Annotated in this window: 17 protein-coding genes; 8 read left to right on the top strand and 9 right to left on the bottom strand. The window is 58.6% G+C overall.

All coding sequences use genetic code 11. The features are described 5' to 3' along the window. The first annotated feature begins 145 nt into the window (after nt 1–145). On the top strand, nt 146–280 hold the full coding sequence (locus LOH53_RS16805) for a hypothetical protein (RefSeq protein WP_268251008.1): 135 nt from the start codon (nt 146–148) through the stop codon (nt 278–280). Beyond that, on the top strand, nt 277–1,437 hold the full coding sequence (locus LOH53_RS06345) for a N(5)-(carboxyethyl)ornithine synthase (protein ID WP_230066889.1): 1,161 nt from the start codon (nt 277–279) through the stop codon (nt 1,435–1,437). The genes LOH53_RS16805 and LOH53_RS06345 overlap by 4 nt, the downstream gene beginning before the upstream one ends. Before the next feature lie 469 nt (nt 1,438–1,906). Here the strand turns inward: LOH53_RS06345 and LOH53_RS06340 are convergent, their stop codons facing one another. Further along, nucleotides 1,907–3,241 carry an MFS transporter gene (locus tag LOH53_RS06340; protein ID WP_230066888.1) on the bottom strand — a complete coding sequence of 445 codons (1,335 nt, stop codon included), beginning with the start codon at nt 3,239–3,241 and terminating at the stop codon, nt 1,907–1,909. 140 nt (nt 3,242–3,381) lie between these two features. On the opposite strand from LOH53_RS06340, the gene LOH53_RS06335 reads away from it, so the two are divergent. The 5 genes from LOH53_RS06335 to LOH53_RS06315 all read left to right on the top strand — a co-directional run bounded on the left by LOH53_RS06335 (nt 3,382) and on the right by LOH53_RS06315 (nt 9,754). After that, the gene (locus LOH53_RS06335; protein WP_230066892.1) at nt 3,382–4,242 is read left to right on the top strand and encodes a LysR family transcriptional regulator; all 861 of its coding nucleotides are present in this window, start codon (nt 3,382–3,384) and stop codon (nt 4,240–4,242) included. 153 nt (nt 4,243–4,395) lie between these two features. After that, complete coding sequence (panD, locus tag LOH53_RS06330; RefSeq protein WP_230066887.1) at nt 4,396–4,809, top strand: aspartate 1-decarboxylase; 414 nt, start codon at nt 4,396–4,398, stop codon at nt 4,807–4,809. A 172-nt stretch (nt 4,810–4,981) separates the two neighbouring features. After that, nucleotides 4,982–6,910 carry an HNH endonuclease signature motif containing protein gene (locus LOH53_RS06325; RefSeq protein ID WP_230066886.1) on the top strand — a complete coding sequence of 643 codons (1,929 nt, stop codon included), beginning with the start codon at nt 4,982–4,984 and terminating at the stop codon, nt 6,908–6,910. A gap of 223 nt (nt 6,911–7,133) precedes the next feature. Continuing rightward, nucleotides 7,134–8,720: a helicase HerA-like domain-containing protein gene (locus tag LOH53_RS06320; RefSeq protein WP_230066885.1), complete on the top strand. Its 1,587-nt coding sequence runs from the start codon at nt 7,134–7,136 to the stop codon at nt 8,718–8,720. A gap of 47 nt (nt 8,721–8,767) precedes the next feature. After that, nucleotides 8,768–9,754, top strand: a complete 987-nt coding sequence (locus tag LOH53_RS06315; protein ID WP_230066884.1) for a hypothetical protein — start codon at nt 8,768–8,770, stop codon at nt 9,752–9,754. A gap of 29 nt (nt 9,755–9,783) precedes the next feature. Here the strand turns inward: LOH53_RS06315 and LOH53_RS06310 are convergent, their stop codons facing one another. The 8 genes from LOH53_RS06310 to LOH53_RS06275 form a co-directional block, all read right to left on the bottom strand. Next, entirely contained in the window at nt 9,784–11,706 is a 1,923-nt protein-coding gene (locus LOH53_RS06310; protein WP_230066883.1) for an NHL domain-containing thioredoxin family protein, read from the bottom strand. 17 nt (nt 11,707–11,723) lie between these two features. Continuing rightward, a complete protein-coding gene (locus tag LOH53_RS06305) occupies nt 11,724–13,766 on the bottom strand; it encodes a cytochrome c oxidase assembly protein (protein WP_230066891.1) in 2,043 nt (680 codons plus the stop codon). Nucleotides 13,767–14,013: 247 nt separating this feature from the next. Continuing rightward, nucleotides 14,014–14,301: an HU family DNA-binding protein gene (locus LOH53_RS06300; protein WP_110502511.1), complete on the bottom strand. Its 288-nt coding sequence runs from the start codon at nt 14,299–14,301 to the stop codon at nt 14,014–14,016. 246 nt (nt 14,302–14,547) lie between these two features. After that, nucleotides 14,548–14,853: a 30S ribosomal protein S14 gene (gene rpsN, locus LOH53_RS06295; protein ID WP_038465689.1), complete on the bottom strand. Its 306-nt coding sequence runs from the start codon at nt 14,851–14,853 to the stop codon at nt 14,548–14,550. A gap of 4 nt (nt 14,854–14,857) precedes the next feature. Continuing rightward, nucleotides 14,858–15,025, bottom strand: a complete 168-nt coding sequence (rpmG, locus tag LOH53_RS06290) for a 50S ribosomal protein L33 (RefSeq protein WP_044574616.1) — start codon at nt 15,023–15,025, stop codon at nt 14,858–14,860. Next, nucleotides 15,025–15,261, bottom strand: a complete 237-nt coding sequence (gene rpmB, locus LOH53_RS06285) for a 50S ribosomal protein L28 (RefSeq protein WP_230066882.1) — start codon at nt 15,259–15,261, stop codon at nt 15,025–15,027. Before rpmB ends, rpmG begins: the two co-directional genes overlap by 1 nt. A 325-nt stretch (nt 15,262–15,586) precedes the next feature. Then, nucleotides 15,587–16,363, bottom strand: coding sequence for an SGNH/GDSL hydrolase family protein (locus LOH53_RS06280; protein WP_230066881.1), 777 nt, complete (start codon nt 16,361–16,363; stop codon nt 15,587–15,589). A gap of 83 nt (nt 16,364–16,446) precedes the next feature. Further along, nucleotides 16,447–18,240, bottom strand: coding sequence for an ABC transporter ATP-binding protein (locus tag LOH53_RS06275; protein ID WP_230066890.1), 1,794 nt, complete (start codon nt 18,238–18,240; stop codon nt 16,447–16,449). A 165-nt stretch (nt 18,241–18,405) separates the two neighbouring features. Between LOH53_RS06275 and LOH53_RS06270 the strand changes: the two genes are divergently transcribed. Next, nucleotides 18,406–18,861, top strand: a complete 456-nt coding sequence (locus LOH53_RS06270) for a MarR family winged helix-turn-helix transcriptional regulator (RefSeq protein WP_230066880.1) — start codon at nt 18,406–18,408, stop codon at nt 18,859–18,861. The last annotated feature ends 76 nt before the right edge of the window (nt 18,862–18,937 follow it).

Here is an 18,937-nt window from a genome sequence, read left to right as displayed (position 1 = left end):
AGTAGCGCCTCAGTCCATGGACTGCGCCGCTACTTTTTTGACCTTGCGCCTGCTTTTACCGGCAGCCCCGGGTGTAACTTCCACCACAGCAATGCGTGTAAAGTCGGGCTAAGGGGCCGCTACGGCCCCATCTTAGGGAGCTGACATGGGCGACAAATCACCACGGCAAACCGCATCGAAGAAATCCAGCAAGTCCATCAAGGAAAAGCGTGCGGACAAGCGCGCTGGTGATCCAGGGGCATCGCCTTCCGAAAAGCCGGCGCCCGCAAAGAAGAAATGACCGGCGTAAGCTCCGGGCTGCGGCTGGGTGTTCTAGGGACTTCTCGTAAGCCTGATGAACGCCGGGCTCCCATTCATCCCGAGCATTTTTCCCGGATTGACGCTGACATACGTGCCGGTATGAGCGTCGAATCAGGCTATGGACTTCAATTTGGCGTATCCGACGCTGCCCTTGCCGAGCTGGTGGGCGCAGTGTCCTCCCGGGATGAGGTGATCGCGGGGGCCGACGTCGTACTTTTACCAAAGCCGCAGGCTAGCGATTTGGCCGACCTCAAGGACGGGCAAATTCTCTGGGGCTGGCCACACTGTGTTCAGGACCGTGCCATCACCGCGCTGGCCATTGAGAAAAAGCTGACGTTGATTGCGTTTGAGGCCATGAACCACTGGACGTCCGACGGCGGTTTTGGGCTGCATGTTTTCCACAAAAACAATGAGCTGGCCGGGTATGCTTCCATCTTGCATTCTCTCTCGCTGATCGGCTCCACGGGGGATTATGGGCGGCGCCTGAACGCCGTGGTGATCGGCTTCGGTGCCACAGCCCGCGGCGCCGTGACAGCACTGAACGCGTTGGGTATCCACGATGTTCAGGTCCTGACAAGCCGCAGCGTGGCAGCAGTGGCAGCGCCCATTCACTCCGCCGAGATGGTGCAGTTCGACTTTGCCCCAGAGGCGCCACACAACGGTTTTGTCATGCTGGAGGACGGAGACGCTCCCCTGGCCAGCTTCCTCGCTGAAGCGGACATTGTGGTCAATTGCACTCTGCAAGACCCCAACGCTCCCATGACCTACCTGAACGAGGCTGATCTCGCTGCGTTCAGGCCTGGCAGCCTCATTGTTGATGTCTCCTGCGATGAAGGCATGGGCTTTAGTTGGGCGCGCAACACCAGCTTCTCGGAGCCCATGTTCACTGTTGGCCAAAACATAAATTACTACGCTGTGGACCACACACCGTCCTACCTGTGGAATTCCTCAACCTGGGAAATCAGCGAGGCCCTGTTGCCCTTCCTAGAGACTGTGCTGGGGGGTCCATCAGCGTGGAAAGACAATGACACCATCTCCCGCGCCATTGAAATTAACGACGGCGTGATCTGCAATCCGGCGATTCTCACCTTCCAGCACCGCCAGAAAAGCTACCCGCACCTTCCGCTGGTGCCGTAGTCTAACGCCGGCACGCGTCAGCCAAGAATGGTGCGTGCCGGCTATTTGGGCAGGAAGCGCTCAGCCTCTGTTATTTTGGTTATTCAAGTCGTAACCTGTAAAAAGTGCTTTTGCAAAGCAAAGGCTTATAGATCTATGAAGGGCAGCTGTTGTGGGTAGGTTCATGGGGGAGCCAGCGGGGGACAAATTACATCAGCACCAACAGCCAGTTGCGGGCCAAGGGCCCCGAAAGCCGCCGGGCTTCTGGCCCTTCGAGCTCAAAACTCTGCCAGTACGCCTGGTCAGTGATGTCGCCATCGAACCGCTTACACTGACGGACGGCGCAGTGAATGAAGTGCCACCGGAGCTGTTAACCTAGACCGATTCCGAGCTGGCATTCTTTCCTGACGAAGGGTCTGCCTGTATGCGGTCCGGACAGTGACTCTTAAGCACCGTGACTCTTACGCACCGTGACTTTTACGCACCGCCCTTACGCACCGACCTTCGGGACGATGAATAGCGGACGACGAATGCTGCGAAAGTTCGTCTTGATCGTCAGCTGGCCCCGCCTGGCCAAAATAATGCCAATGGTGATGGCAGCCAGAACGGGCACCCCACCGGCCACCAGCATGGCCGACTGCACTCCAAAATGTTCTGCGAGCCAGCCCATTAGCGGACCGCCCAGTGCTTGTCCACCGATCAGCACCATAATGTACAAACTCATGACACGTCCGCGGATCAGCACATTTGTGGACATCTGTACCAGCTGGTTGGCGCTGGTCAAAAATAGCAGCACCGTAAATCCCGCCACGACCATAACGGCACCAAAGCTCACCATGCTTGGTGCCAGAGACGCGACGATAAGCACCGCACCATACGCCCCTGCGGCCCCAATGACGGCGCGTAAGCGCAAGGTGGCGACTCGCGTAGAGGCAAGCGCCCCGCACAGTGCGCCAAGTGCGACCAAAGTATTAAGCAGACCGTAGCCGCCAGGGCCGGAGTCGAACACGTTGTTGGCATAGGCCGCCATGAGTACTGCCAAGCTCATCCCGAAAACGGAGACGAATCCGGCCATCACGGCAGGCCAGAAGATGGTCGGCTTGCGCAGAACATAGCGGACACCCTCCATGAGCTGCCCCTTGGAATGCTTCATGGGGGGCGACTTAACGAGCTCACCGGGCTTGATGAGAACGAGAGAAATGACTGTAACGCTGCACGCCAGCGCATTGGTCGCGAACGCCCAACCCCCGCCCACAGCCGTGATCAAAATACCGCTGACGGCTGGGCCGATCATGCCTCCCATCTGGAAAATCGATGAGTTCAAACTGATGGCGTTGCGCAATTGTCTCGGGCCCACTAGTTCGTTGACAAAGACTTGCCGAGCGGGCTGGTCTGCAACCACCACTAGACCCAGCACAAAGGCGATGACGTAGATATGCCATACTTCCAGGTGCCCGGTGAGCGCCAGAACGGCCATGATGGCGGCCAGAATGCCAGCTGCCCCCTGACTGATCATCAGGATCATCCGCTTGGAATACCTGTCCGCCAAGATTCCCCCCAGTGGCATCAGCACTAGGGAAGGGATGAACTGCATGAACACAGTGATACCCACCGCGGTCACGGAGCCGGAAAGCTCAAGGACCATCCAGTCCTGGGCTACGCGCTGCATCCACACTGCTGTGACTGCTAACAAGTTGGCGCTGGCGAAGACACGGTAATTGCGAATCTTCAGTGAAGAGAAAGTTTGGTTCCACGGTGGGCGAGAGGTCACAAGGTTGATGGGGGCGGTCAGGGCAGCATTCAGGCTTGCTGGAGGGGGCGTCAAAACAATGATCCTGGGCTAGGAATGGCATGGAAATTGGGTCCCTTCCAGCCTAAGTGCGCCCCAGGCATACCGAAAGGATATGGTAGCTATAAATATCATTACATTTCGTAATAGTTTGGAAATTCATGAACGAGACGCTGCTGTTTGATCCCATTCAGCTCAAGAGCTTCCTGGCCGTGGCACAGACACGGAACTTCACCAGGGCCGCAGAACGTCTAGGCATCAGTCAACCCACGGTGAGCCAACACGTGCGCAAGCTGGAACTGGCCGCTGGGCGGACGCTGATAGCCAGGGACACCCGCGATGTCCGGCTAACGGACAACGGCGATGCCATGGCTGGCTTTGCCCGCACCATCCTGGCCGCGAACGATGTAGCCACCCGGTATTTTTCTGGGTCGGCGATGCGCGGGCGCCTCCGTTTTGGCACTGCTGACGATCTCGCTATTACTGGCCTTCCGCGGATTCTGCGCGAGTTCCGCCAGCTCTACCCGCAGATCAACTTAGAACTCACGGTCAGTCAGAGCGATCAGCTACACCGTCGCCTCAAATCCGGACAGTTGGATTTGGTATTCGTAAAATGGGTCTCCGGCGCTCAAGAGGGTGACGTGGTCAAGAAGGACACCTTTGCCTGGGTGGGTCTGGAACAAACCGTCCTGGAGCCTGGAACACCAGTCCCCGTCATTACCTATCCAGTGCCGAGCCTGAGTCGCAAATTAGCTCTCGAGGCGTTGGAGGATGCGGGCCGGACCTGGCAGGTCACCTGCACCACAAAGCAGATCAGTGGAGTGCTGGCAGCGTTGCGAGCCGGAATTGGGATCGCCGTCATGCCGACGTCTCTGGTACCCGATGATCTAAAAATCATCACTCAACGTTTCAACCTTCCCCCCGTGGGTGATGTCGACTTCACGCTGATCCGCAACCCCCTTGCCAACACGAAAGTGGTGGATGCCTTGACTCAGTCCATCATGGGGAGAAAACTGACGCCGCTGGGTCGGCGATGACACGCTCAACGCCAACCAGGGACAACGCTGTCAAGCAAAACGCTGTCAAGCAAAACGCTGTCAAGCAAAACGCTGTCAAGCAAAACGCTGCCATGCCTTGGATGATCCAAATCACACCTGCGCTCTTTTCGATCGCGGTAGACTTGACGCGTTATGAATCGAACAATGTTTAAGTCAAAGGTCCATCGCGCCACGGTGACTCACGCCGACCTCCACTACGTCGGCTCTGTCACTGTCGATGCAGATCTCTTGGATGCTGCAGATATTCTCCCCGGCGAACTAGTATCCATTGTGGACATCACCAATGGAGCACGCCTGGAAACTTATACCATCGCAGGCGAACGCGGTTCTGGTGTCATTGGCATCAACGGAGCAGCTGCCCACCTAGTGAACGTTGGGGATCTGGTCATTTTGATGACGTACGCCCAAATGAGCGACGCCGAAGCGCGCGACTATGTTCCGACGGTGGTTCACGTCGACACCAGTAATAAAATTGTGCACATCGGCACCGATCCGGCCGAAGCTGTCACTGAAGGCTTGCTGCGTCCAGCATTCGCCGCGCTCTAGCACCCCACAATTAGCAAACGCGGCCATGCGCGCTCTTGCGCAACCGCATGGTCGTCGGATGTGCTCCTCAGCTACAGAGGTGGCATCAAATGTCCCAAATTAACCAGTAGATTGATAGTATAAATATTCGAGAAACTATTGCGAAAATATAACATCGGTGTATTATGGAGATATGAGCATTCGGGAGCGCACCCCCGGAAAGCGGGGCGAGGACACCACAGCAGATGTGGCGGCGCTGATCACCGCGCTTACTCTGCCCTCCATTGAACCCTTTGACTCTGACACCGCTATCCTGGCCGGTTTGCCTGCCTACTTTCAGTTCCCTACTCCGGCGAAGGAGCAGTCCCTTTCTGATCCAACGCCAGCTGAGCTCACCTCCTTTGAACCGCCATCGTTTGACCCACCATCTAAAGTGTCGGTCGCGCGAGGGGTGTACGATCGCGCACTTGCCGGACTTGCCGCTATCAAACGTCTCGAGAATGCCACAGCAGCGTGCAAGGCAAGCCTCGTTGCACAGTTCATGGGCGCGGCTTCAGTCGAGGCCACCGCGCTGACCCTGGACTCGTGGCAGCGCAATGTTGCCGAATCTTCCGCCATCGCCGAAATCGCACTCACCTTATCGATCCCCGAACGGACTGCCACTACTCTGGTGCACCATTCCACCGAGCTCATCACAGGACATCCAGATACTCTGGCCGCGCTCGGCGCCGGCGTGCTGTCTTGGCGGCACGCGGCAACGATCATCGATGAGACATGGACGCTTTCAACGACTCCCGGTGTGAACCCCCCTGACGTAGCTGAGTTCGAATCCAGACTATTGAAACTCGCACCAGGGACCTCGGCCACCGGTTTCGCTTCCAAGGCCCGCCGCCTGCGGGAGGGAACACACCCGGAATCCCTGATCACTCGCACCAAAGAAGCCATCAGCAAGCGCGAGATGACACTTGAGCCAAGCAAAGACGGCATGTCCTGGCTCACGCTTCACCTCCCGGCACCCGCAGCCGAAGGTATCTGGGTTCACTGCACGCGCGCCGCCCGTAGATTCCAACATCAGCCCGAGAACTCAGATCAGAACCGCACACTCACCCAACTGCGCGTGGACGTCGCCACGGCACTTCTATTGGGCCAGCACGGTCTTCCTCATCCAGGCACCCACCTCACACCAGTGGGCATGGCAAACCCGGCACGGCCGACAGTCGATCCTGCTGGCCGTCATCCCGACAGCTGCGGAGCTTCCGGTCATCCTGACAATGGCGAAGCTTCCGGTCATCCCGTCAGCTGCGGAGCTTCGGGTCATCCTGACAGTGGCGGAGCTTCCAGTACGGACTGCGACAATGCCATAGGCGATGGGTCCGGGTACGTCGACGGTTTCGTTGATGGCGTGGAGGAAGACCCCCTGGGCGAGTACCTGAAAATGTTGGCCACGATCAGGGCCGGACGGCCCATCACCGAACCACCACCGCCAACAGCCCAGATCATCGTCACGGTTCCCGTCCTCGCCTTACTGGGTATCACCAACGAGCCAGCTGAACTCGCTGGCTATGGTCCTATTGCGGAGGAGACCGCCCGCAAACTCCTCGCGAACACGCCCACTTTCCTCCGCGTCCTCACTGATCCCATCACGAACAAGCCACTGGACATCGCCCCGGACCGGTACCGACTTCGGAACATCGAACGCACCATGCTCAACGCTTTAGCCCAGACCTGTTCGTGGCCAAACTGCACCACAGTAGCTGTCCTGTCCGAACTCGACCATCTGAAAGCCTGGGAAGACGGTGGCAAATCCACCTCGAGTAATGAACACACTCTTTGCAAGCACCACCACACCCTCAAACACTTCAAAGATGACAAGGATAAACGAGGCTGCCACCGCCAAGACCGGGATCCTGGAAGGGCCGGGATCCGCCTACGCGGCTGGAAACCCATCAACACCGTCACGGGCGGCATTGCGTGGACCTCGCCCAGTGGCAAATACCACCCGTCACCGCCGCCTCAAACGGGATCCCCCAGTTATCCCAAGTGGCTCAAGAAGCTGATCTGCACCGAACTCCCCACCACTCGTGAGGTCCAATTTCCCTACGGTTCGCCCGGGGGCGTTTGAGTCCCGCATGAGCTTATTTGATTCCAGTCCCCGATCATCGGTACACACCAATTGGCACGTTGAGACTTTGGGCCACGCCCCCCACGCCCCACGCCCCACGCCCCACGCCCCACGCCCCACGCGAGCATAATCACGCGGACGCGTGTCTTAGCAACCGTCGCTTTAGTGCAACAAACAACTCAGAATGCCTCGTAGCGGAGGTAGCTAACGGTACGCTTTCGGTATGGCTACAAAAACACCAGAAGAGTTGATTGCCACCCTGCAGGCGGGCTACACCTTTAGCGGCGCCTCCATCGCCCTGGGGGCGGCCATCGTGGACGGGCAAATCCATGCCGAGGCGCAGGTTAGTTTGCCTCTGGCCATGATGAATCGGCACGGACTCGTGGCCGGTGCCACGGGAACGGGGAAAACGGTTACCCTGCACATGATGGCGGAGCAGCTTTCCACAGCTGGCGTACCTGTATTCATGGCGGACATCAAGGGCGATCTCACTGGTCTGGCCACGGCCGCCGAAGGTAGCGAAAAGCTCACGGCACGCACCGAAGCCCTGGGCCAGCAGTGGCAGGCCGCAGCCTTTCCAGTTGAGTTCTTGGCGTTGGGCGGCAATGGCAACGGTGTTCCAGTTCGTGCCACCATCACATCTTTTGGCCCCATCCTGCTGTCCCGCGTCTTGGGCTTGAATGAGACCCAGGAATCCAGCCTGCAGCTGGTGTTCCACTACGCTGACACGAAGAATCTAGAACTGTATGACCTCCCGGATCTGCGCGCCGTCATCCAATTTCTCACCTCCGATGAAGGCAAGAGCGATCTCGCGGAACTTGGCGGGCTATCAAAAGCCACGGCCGGGGTCATACTGCGCAATCTCATCACCCTCGACGCCCAAGGCATGGGTGACTTCTTCGGCATGCCCGAATTCGACACTTCCGAACTTCTGCGCATAGCTCCCGACGGGCGTGGGGTGATCACATGCCTTGAGCTACCCAGCGTTCAGGACAAACCTCTCCTGTTCTCCACCTTCCTCATGTGGCTGCTCGCTGACCTGTTCCGTGACCTCCCAGAGGTTGGCGACGCCGACAAACCCAAGCTCGTGTTCTTCTTCGACGAGGCCCACCTGTTGTTCAACGATGCCAGCAAGGCCTTTCTAAACGCCATCACCCAGACGGTGCGTCTCATCCGGTCCAAGGGCGTGGGCATCTTTTTTGTCACGCAAACCCCCAAGGACGTTCCCGCAGACGTATTGGCCCAGCTAGCCAACCGTGTCCAGCACGCCTTACGCGCCTTCACTCCGGACGACGCCAAAGCGCTAAAGGCCACCGTTTCCACGTTCCCGACCAGCGACTACGACCTTGAAAAGGTCCTCACGTCCGCTGGAATTGGCGAGGCCGTCGTAACAGTGATGAATGAAAACGGGGCCCCCACACCAGTGGCGCTCACGCGGCTGCGGGCGCCCAGCTCCGTCATGGGCCCCAGTACCGAAGACATGGTGAAGTCCACCGTGGCATCATCTGCGCTCTTGCCCACTTACGGCACAGCCGTTGACCCTGTTTCCGCCTTTGAGAAGCTCCAAGCGAAAGCACCGGTCCCAGCACCCGCCACCGGTCCTGCCCTGGGTTCCCCTTTGCCGCCTCCTCCGCCCGTTTCCCTCCCAGCGCCTGCCAACCACGACGGCGGTATGGGTTCCGAGGTCGTCGGCGCCCTGGGTAGTGTTCTAGGTGGCGGCGTCAAGAGCATGATCCGGTCTATGGGTACTCAATTAGGCCGAAACCTCATGCGCGACTTCTTCGGAACCGCGCCCCGTAAGCGCCGTTAGGAAAACCGATTCAAAGCACGCTCTCCCCGCCCGGTACAGTTGACCGAGTGAAGAACGGGGCCAAACTCATCAAGATCGGTGCCGCATGGCTGCTGGTACTGATGACGGTCATCGTGGCCGCCATCGTGACCATCACCGTAGTCAACACCTCCTCTTTTGGGCCTCAAGAGACGGTTCGAAATTACCTGCATGCACTACGAGACGGCGATGGCTCCAAAGCCCTTGGGCTGCTCAACGCTAGGCTTCCCGGTGCCAACGCCGCCGTACTTGACGGCCCCGGGCTGGCGAAATCACAGGAGGACCTGAAGTCCATCAACGTTGGGGAGCCCGTCGACGCTGGTGACGGCCACAAAAGTGTCACGATCGACTACACGGTAGACGAATCCCCCCAGTCAACGAACTTCCTTCTGGAACCCGGGCCTAAACATTGGCTATTTTTTGACAGCTGGAGCATGGTACCCACTACCCTGCCCGTCATCAATGTCACCGTCGTCAACGCGAACCAGGCATCTGTGAACGGCGTGCATGTCAATATGCCCGCCGGCAAGAACTCCTTTGCTGCCTTTTATCCGGGCAGTTACACCGCAGAATACCGCTCCGCCCTCTTTGCGGCACCCGCTGTAACCCGGACGATCACCAGCCCAAGCGAGTCGGTCCCCGCCGTCGCACTCGCTACTGGCCCGACCAGTGAGCTTTTGAGCCAAGTCGATGCCACGCTCCACAAATACCTGGACGCCTGTGCCACTGCGACAGTACTGATGCCCACGGATTGCCCCATGAGTGCCGCCACTAACAACCGGGTGACCTCACCTGTGAAGTGGACCGTCTTGGACTACCCCACCGTCACTATTACCCCGTATGGCGGTAAGTGGATCATGGCTCCGCTGTCGGTGAAGGCTCAGGTGGAATATCAAGAACAAAACCTATTCACCGGCGTCGTCGCCCCCGTCCAAACCGCTGAGGACTTCGGCTTCACCGCAAAACTGAGCATCTCCGCCGACACGGTCAGTGTCACCCCGGTAGTCAGTTACTAGCCACCTGCTCTTCCCGCCGTTTTAAGTGGCTAGAGTCCGCGAAGGTCTAACGCCAGTTCTGCGCCACCATTGACGTCGATGAGCACGGGGATACCCCAGTCCTGCTGATACAGATGGCACGCGGCATGGTCTGGGATTTCCCCGCTAGCATCCTCAGGACCGTCACACGCCGCCGCACGAGCGGAAAAATGCAACACACCCTCCGGAATGTCTGCGGCCAGCACCAATTTGCGCGAAAGCCCTACAGAGGTGCCACCTCCAGAAACCAACAACTCAGGCGGGGTTGCGGAAACTTTCAGCTGAGTGGGATCGCCCCAGCGATCATCCAGCTTCTGCCCCGTAGGCGCACTGAAGTTGATGGTCAGCGCCAGTTCGCCAGGGGCAACAAGCGTTTTGGGACGCAGAGTTTGCGCCGCACCTTCATCCACCTGAAGAGCATTCTGAGGCAACGGCAGTCGGATCAGCTGGTGTGTATTCGCTTCCACTACCAGAAGCCGTGGCACCTCACCCGTTTCGTCCAGCAAAACATCGCTGGGCTCAGCAAGGCCACGGGCCAGGGTGCTGACGGTTGCTGTGGCCGGGTCATAGCGACGTACGGCACCGTTGTACGTGTCCGCGATAGCCACTGAGCCGTCAGGGAGCACCGCGACCCCCAGCGGGTGCTGCAGGCGTGCGTCCGTAGCGGCGCCGTCCCGGAAACCGAAGTCAAAGAGCCCTTCACCGATGACCGTCTCCACAGTGACGTCAGAATTTTCGTCAAAACGCAGCACACGTAGTGCCGACGTCTCCGAATCGGCGACCCACAGATTGCCATCCGCATCCTCGGTCAGCCCCGATGGCTGAGCGAACCAGGCTTGCCCTGCGGCACCGTCAAGGAGACCCTCAAGACCGTTGCCAGCAACAATGCCCACGTCCCCGGTAGACGGGTCAAAATCAAAGATCTGATGCGTGCCTGCCATGGCAATCACCACTTTTTTCAGCACAGAAGAATACGCTACATCCCAGGGCGAGGACAGCGCCGTCTCCAACGGAGCAGTGGCGAACGTCCTCGCGGAAGTCGTGGCGCCGTCGTCGTCCACACGAGCTGGACCCGCCTCAAGCAGGCGCTGAACACCGTTGCCCGCCACAGTGCGGACATCGCCCGTAGTCAGAGATATCCCGCGTAGACGGTGATTTACGGAATCAGCCACGACGACGTCGTACCCGACTTCCGCAGCCACGGCCACCGGGAGCAGCGAAAGTCCCTGCGGCTCGTTGAACTCTGCGACGGCGGGGCCGCCGTCAGCAAAACCGCGCGTGCCGGAGCCGATGCTACGCACCACGGTGAGAAGGTCGGGACCCAGCTCCACCAAACGATGGTGGCCGGTGTCCGTGACCAAGAAATTGCCATTGCTAAGTGGCAATACCTTGCCGGGGAAGCGGAGGTCACGTGATACGGGTTCTGGAGCAACGTACGGCCCATCGCCCCGGTGCAGCGTGCCCTTGGCCTCGTGTTCTTCGATGAGCTCTGACATCAACGATCCGAGGCCGGCAGCATGCCCTTCACCGGAAAGGTGGGCCACGATGTAACCCTCAGGATCAATAACCACCAAGGTGGGCCACGCGCGGGCCGAATAAGCCTGCCATGTCAATAGATCCGGGTCATCCAGAACCGGATGGGTAATCTCATAGCGTTCCACTGCGGCAGCCAATGCCACAGGATCCGCCTCATGTTCAAACTTGGGTGAGTGCACACCCACCGTCACCATGACGTCTTTGTACTCGGCTTCCAGAGGACGAAGCTCATCCAACACGTGCAGGCAGTTGATGCAACAAAAAGTCCAAAAATCCAAGACCACAATTTTGCCGCGCAACTTCTCCAAATCCAGGGCGGCGCCACCGGTGTTCAGCCAGCCCCTTCCTGCAAGTTCAGAGGCCCTGACACGGGCTAAGGACTTCACTGATGATTCCACTGGAGCGTTTCTCCTTCTTAGCGCGATTGGTTGGTGTGCGTACGGTTGGTGCCTACGGAAACGTCGCGGCTAGCCAACTGAGCAAACATGTCATTGTAAGCGTCCAAGTCGGCGTCTTTGTTCCTGTCTGCCGCCCGGTCCGTCCGTTTGGTCTCGCGGGCATCCTGACGGGACCACATATATGCCACACCCAGAGCGATAGCCAGAGTGGGGATTTCACCCACACCCCAAGCGATGCCCCCGGCCGTCTGCTGGTCCACCAAGGCCGAACCGCCCCAAGCGCGGCCCATGTTGCCGAAGTAGTCACCGGATAGCAAAGTAGTCGCCATCATCAACGAAACTCCGAAGAAGGCATGGAAAGCCATGGTTGCCAGCAGCAGCAGGAGCCGCAGCGGGTAGGGCGCCCGGAAGGGGAGAGGGTCAGCGCCAATCATGCTCTGGATAAAGATGTAACCGGTAAGGCTGAAGTGGATAATCATCAGTTCATGGCCCACGTGATAGCGCATGGCCAAGTCGAACGCCGGTGAATAGTAGAACAGGATCAGACTGCCGGCGAAGTTAGCTGCAGCGAACAAAGGGTGCGTGATCAACTGTGAGAACTTTGAATGAACCAACACCAGGATCCACTCCCGCACCCCACGCGAACCGTCACGTCGCGGGGTCAATGCCTGAAGCGCCAAAGAGACAGGGGAACCTATGGCCAAAAATAGTGGAGCAATGACCATCAGTGCCATGTGCTCCATCATGTGGGCACTAAAGAGAACCTGACCGTATACTGCTGTTCCGCCGGACGTGATGTAAACCAGTGTCACCAGCCCTGCGAACCAAGAAATGCTGCGCAACGCAGACCATTTATCTCCGCGTCGGCGGAGCTTATAAATGCCTAGTATGTAGACCGCGCTGGCGGTGACGGCAAAGAACACCCACAACCAATCCATGCGCCATTCCGTGAACCAGCGGGGAAACGTCAGCTCGGGTGGCAGTGCATAGCCCGTAAGAATTTCTGCGGGGGTCAGAGCCGCCTGCACCAACTCTTGTGACTGCGGCGGAGCTGAGCGGCTCAAACCCACAGCAAGCCCGCTGGTGATGCCCATGATGAGTAACTCGCCGAAAACTAACTGCCACAGAAGACGCCGCGCCCGGTTCGAGGTGGAAGCCTTTGTTCCGCCCGAAAGACGAGGAATGATCCAGCTGCGGTGCATATACCCAATTACACCCAGCAGCAACGTTGCGGCACTCTTGGCTAGGATCAGCTGGCCGTAAGTGGAGTAAAAGAGGTCATGCCAGTTGGTAATACGTATGGCGGCATTGATGACCCCTGATGCGCTCACCCCGAAGAAAGCGAATATCGCCAAAGCGGAGAATCTGCGCAGCGTCGGGGCGGTAATTGAGCCCAGCTTGCCTGAAACCACCACCAGAGCAATGATGCCTCCCACCCAAAGGGAAACGCTTGTGATGTGCAGGAAGAGCGAATTCACGGCACCGATATGATCAGCCGCGGACGCCGAATGGCCGATCAACGCCTGTGGCACAAACGATAACAAGGCCAGCACCAAAGGAACTGCAAGCCCACTGATGCTACGCAAGCCGAAGACAAGAGTCGTGACCACCGCTGCACAAATGGTCACGATCAGCCACGCCTGGCCAACGGGCAAGTCTGACATGAAGAAAACCAGCTGGTCCGTGTAATCCTGCGTGCCAGAGACGGGAAGGCCAGAAACACTAGAGTACGTCATCACCAGCACTGCGATTGCGGAGATCGTCCACACACATCCGGCCACAGCCGCCAGCGCAAGAACACGCGTAAATGCTGGATGCTCAGGCACTACGGCGCGTGGGGCCACATCCACTTTGCGCTCCCCCGTATGCGGACGGTGAGCCCTGGCGTCCTTGGGCAAAATCACCACGGCAAAAACCAGAGCACCCACCACGGTAGCCAGCGCTAAATTGTGTATGGTCGTGGCCACGGGCAGGCCCCAACGAGTCATTGCCCCGGCGTCAGAGAGTTTTTGTACCGCTGCTGCCCCTGTCCACAGCAAGGCGCCAACGACTCCGGCCATGGCAAGTGCCAGCCCAAGCCACCACCAGCGACTATTGATGCCGTCGGCAAAAGTGCGCCCGGCGGCAGAGGCGGAAGGACGGACGGCGTTGGGCTGGGCCGAATTTAGACGTGTCACCCTTGCATTCTCCTCCACTGCGCGACGCTAGAGCGAATCAGCAAACACTCAGCCAACCATTGGCTATTAAACGTGAGAAGGCGGCCCCATTGTGGGACCGCCTTCAGCACAAGGTGCGTCGAAACAAGAATTACTTCTTGTTGGAGACGGCAGCCTTCAGCTTGGAGCCTGCGGACAGCTTGACGCTGTGGCCTGCGGCGATCTGGATGGTTTCACCGGTCTGGGGGTTGCGGCCCGTGCGTGCTGCACGGTCAGTGCGCTCGATCGAGAGCCAGCCCGGGATGGTGATCTTTTCGCCGGCAGCAACCGAGCTCTCGAATACAGAGAAGAGTGCATCCAGCACGCCGTTCACTGCTGTCTGGCTGGTCTCAGCCTTTGCAGCAACTTCGGCAACCAGTTCGCTACGATTCTTAGCCATGTTTGTCCTCCTGGACGTCAAATATTTACAATTCCACGCGGTTGCGTGTCAACCACTGCTAGCGAACATACCAGTTCTTGTCCGGGATTCGGCGCAAATTCCGCCATTTCCCGGCGTTTTTGGACGTTTTGTACCCGAATTAGCCCTAATTTTCGCTCTCAGCGGTGTAAATGCCACGATTGGACGGCATTAAAAAGGGGCGCTGACCCGAAGGTCACCGCCCCTTTTAGAACTGAAAATCAGTGATTACCAGCTGGACTTCTTGATACCAGGCAGTTCGCCAGCGTGTGCCATCTTGCGGAAGCGTACACGGGAGATGCCGAACTTCTGCAGCGTTCCACGGGGACGGCCGTCAATGGCGTCGCGGTTACGAACACGTACCGGCGATGCGTTGCGAGGAAGCTTCTGCAGGCCCAAGCGGGCTGCTTCGCGCTCTTCGTCAGTGGAGGCGGGGTTAACGAGGGCCTTCTTCAGGGCGAGACGCTTCTCGGCGTAACGCTCTACGATGACCTTGCGCTGCTCGTTCTTCGCGATCATGGACTTCTTAGCCATAGTCTTAGCGCTCCTCTCGGAATTCAACGTGCTGACGGATCTTGGGATCGTACTTCTTCAGAACCAGACGGTCTGGAGTGTTACGACGGTTCTTGCGGGTCACATATGTGAACCCGGTACCCGCCGTGCTCTTGAGCTTGATGATCGGACGTACGTCCTTGTCTTTTGCCACTAGAGCTTCACCCCACGAGCGAGAATTTCGGCGACAACTGAATCGATGCCGCGCACGTCAATGGTCTTGATGCCCTTGACCGAAAGCTGCAACGTCACGTTGCGGCGCAAGGACGGCACCCAGTAGCGCTTCTTCTGGATGTTCGGATCGAACCGGCGCTTATTGCGGCGGTGCGAGTGCGAAATGCTATGTCCAAAGCCCGGCTCGGCTCCGGTCACCTGGCAATGTGCTGCCATGATCACTCCTAATAAATGAATGGGAACGGTTCACTGGTGCAAACCGTGCGAGAAGGCAGCGTCCGCCCTTGGACAGCATGATTCCAAACCGTCATTTCCATGATGATGAAGAAAGTGCTCGTCCGGCGAATACCCGAATGCACGCAACTTGAGCCCCTAACTACCGGCCAACGGGAGGATAATCACCGCAAACCGGAGCAATTGCACACGCTCCGCGCCACCTAGCGCCTAATCAGTCTAGATGGTATGGGGCGATTATCACTAATTAAGCATTCGGCGCAACGCCTGTCATCTCTGCCGGGGTAACGGGCGTTACAAACTGCCGCTATAGCGGTGCTCGCAGAGCTGGCCACCTGGCGGATAAATTATCACCAGAGGAGACCCCGCGCAGGCGCCTGCCAATCCACGGCCCCACGTACTCCTTGGTCCACACCGCGTTATCCCGCAGCGTTTGCGCTGTGGAACGCACCGGGATGGTTGGCAGCTCTTCTAAGGGAATCCGGATGCTCTCCCCAAGTTGCTCCAACACACGATTTGCCATGTTGATATGGCCAGGGGTGGACATGTGCATACGGTCGATCCCCCACAGACGCCAGTCGTTATATTCACGAAAACGCCAGTAGTCGACGATCTCAGCGCCACGATCCTGCGCAACTTCACGCAATAACTCGTTGTACACGGCAGTGCGGCCGCGGATTCCAGCAAACACTTTTGAGCTGCTGGCATCAAAACCCGTAAAGACCAGTACGCGGGCGCCCGTGGACTTCAACGTTGCAATCCCGTCCGAATAATTGGCCAGCATTTCATCGATATCCACCTTGGGCCGCAAAATGTCATTGATGCCCGCGTAGATGGTGACAAGTGTGGGTTTCATGGCTGCAGCAGTTTCAATCTGCTCCGCCAAGATTTGCTTCATCTTCTTGCCTCGAATGGCCAGATTCGCATACCCAAAGGCGGCAGAGCCGTCCGGATGGACTAACGCCAGTGCTTGCGCCAGCCGATCCGCCCAACCACGCACCTGGTTCGGGCGCTCGGCGTCGAAGTCACCCAAACCTTCAGTGAACGAGTCCCCCACAGCCACGTACCGTGCCGAAAATTCCACGCTTGTCTCCTTGCCGTCCCGAGGCAACGGAACAATCCGAACTCAACCGAACTAGACCGGTCAGATTTCTAACTACGCTAACCCTATCTGGAGGTTTCCAACGAGCCGCCCGCCACCACCAAGTCCGCATAAGCTCCCCCCGCATGGCGCAGTTGGGTCGGCGTTCCCTTCTCCACCAAGGACCCGCCGGAGAGCACCGCCAACTGGTCAGCATCTTCGATACTGGAAAGGCGATGGGCGATCGTCAAGGTGGTGCGTCCTGCGGCTAGATTCTCCAGCGCTGCCTGGACTTGGGCTTCCGTCGTGTTATCCAGCGCGGACGTAGCCTCATCCAAGACGAGGATGCGAGGGTTGCGCAGAAGCGTCCGAGCAATCGCGAGCCGTTGCTGTTCCCCACCCGAGAAACGGTGCCCCCGGGCGCCAACCATGGTGTCCAACCCGTCAGGAAGGCTGGCTACCAGATCGGCAATCCGTGCCGCCCCCAAGGCCTGCCACAGTTGCGCATCCGCCGTATCCGGGGCCGCGAGAAGTAAGTTTTCACGAATCGAATCATGGATGAGATAGCTCTCCTGAGAGACAACCCCTACAATCTTGGCCAGAACATCCGGTGCAATCTCCCGAACATCCACCCCATCAATCGTGACCCGTCCAGCAGTTGTATCGTGCAGCCGGGAGATCAGCGCTCCCAGCGTTGACTTTCCAGCCCCCGTCGGACCAACGACCGCCGTTGCAGACCCGGCCGCAAGCTCAAGGTCGATCCCGTGCAGAATCTCGGCGCCGCCGTCGTACGCGAAACGAACTCCCTCAAAACGAACCTCGCCACGAACCGTTGCCGGGTCCAACGGCACGGGATGGGAGGGGGCCAAAATATCCGGAACCATGTCCAGGTATTCAAAGATTCGACTAAAAAGTGCCATGGCACTGACCCACTGCACACCAAGGTTCATCAGCCCCATGATGGGACGGAAGATTGAGGCTTGCAAGGCGGTGAACGCCACGATGGTACCAATGCTCATGGTGGCACCGGGCAGACCGCCGGCGAAGTAAATCAGTGCCGGAATGGCGGAGAAAATGATGCTCATGGTGGCCATGCGCCAGCGTCCGGCCAGCTGCGAGCGCAATTCCAGACCTATCAGGCGCTGGGAACTCTCCGTATAAAGTGCAGCGTCGCGCCCGGTGGTACCCAGGGTCTTTGCCAGCCGGACACCCGAGATGGACAGCCCCTCGTCAACGCGCGTGTTCATGATGGCGAGCTCAGACTGCAGACTTTTGGTGATGTCCCGCCGCAGCAAGGCGACGCGTCGGGAGAACCAGATAGCTGGCGGGATCACGATCAGCGAAAGCAAAGACAGCCGAGGGGAAAGCGCCACCATGGCGACGGCCGTTGCCACCGCTGTGGTCAGATTCGACGCAACGCCTGTTGCCGTGGAAGTGATGACAGACTGCATCGCTGAAATGTCATTATTGAGCCGGGACTGCACCTCGCCGCTGCGGGTTCGGGTGAAAAACGCAAGCGACTGCTTTTGCAAATGCGTGAACAATTGCGTGCGTAGCGTGTGCATTATGCGCTGTCCCATGGCTGTAGTCATCCATGTTTGGATCACACCAATGACCGCAGTTGCGCCAGCTATGGCGACCATGGCCGCCGCCAACATCCCGAGCAGCCGCACGTCCTTGTTCGGTAGAGCGTTATCAATGACGCCGCGAACCAAAAAGGGTTGCGCCATGCCGATGACGCTTGAGGCGCTGATGAGAAGTGCGACGACGGCAATCGTGCCCTTGTGTGGGCCGAACAAGGCGGCGATGCGTTTCAGACTTACGGGGTGGGACTTAATCCGGACTCTGTCTTCCGGGTTGACGCGGGCCGGGCCACGCATGTTGAGATCTGGCGGAGCCGAGGTTCCGCGGCTCTTTTGTTGTTTGAGAATGTTCTCCGTCATGGGCGCCACCTCCAGATGGTGTGCCGGGTGCGGGAGTCGCACCAATCAATACAGAGGTTACCTCACTATGTGGTTACAGGTCAAATTAGGTACGCTGGTGGAATGCATCCCGTTGACGATTCCACCGACCTAGGCGCACTGTTCCATGCCGCGTTCCGGGGGCTACGCCGGACCTGGTCCGAGCAATTGGCTCCTTGGGAGTTGACTCCGCACCAATGGAGAGCGCTCCTAACCCTCATGGGCCGGCGCCCGTTTGATGCGACCGGCCTAGAACCCGGCGGCGATTCAATGCGCCTGAAGGATTTGGCGCAGCGACTGCGTATTGCCCCGCGCTCCGCCACCGAAGTGGTGGACCAGCTCGAAACGAAAGGGCTGGTTCAACGAGATTCAGATCCCACCGACCGCCGCGCGACCCTCATCACGACCACAGCGCCGGGCTGCGAACTATTTGCCGCCATCACAGCGCAGCGCCGCGATAAATCCAGCGAGTACTTTGCCCGGCTTTCTGCGCACGACCGCACGGAGCTGGCAAGGATCCTGGAGCAGCTCGGCGAGTAGCCGACGTCGGACTTCTCGCCCAGGGCGTGCCAAAGTGCTGAGGGACCCTGAAATTTCAGGGTCCCTCAGCACTTTG

It is taken from the genome of Arthrobacter cryoconiti, assembly GCF_020905375.1.
GTDB lineage: Bacteria > Actinomycetota > Actinomycetes > Actinomycetales > Micrococcaceae > Specibacter > Specibacter cryoconiti.
The sequence above is the reverse complement of the archived record's forward strand: the minus strand, read 5'-3'. Positions and strand labels throughout refer to the sequence as shown.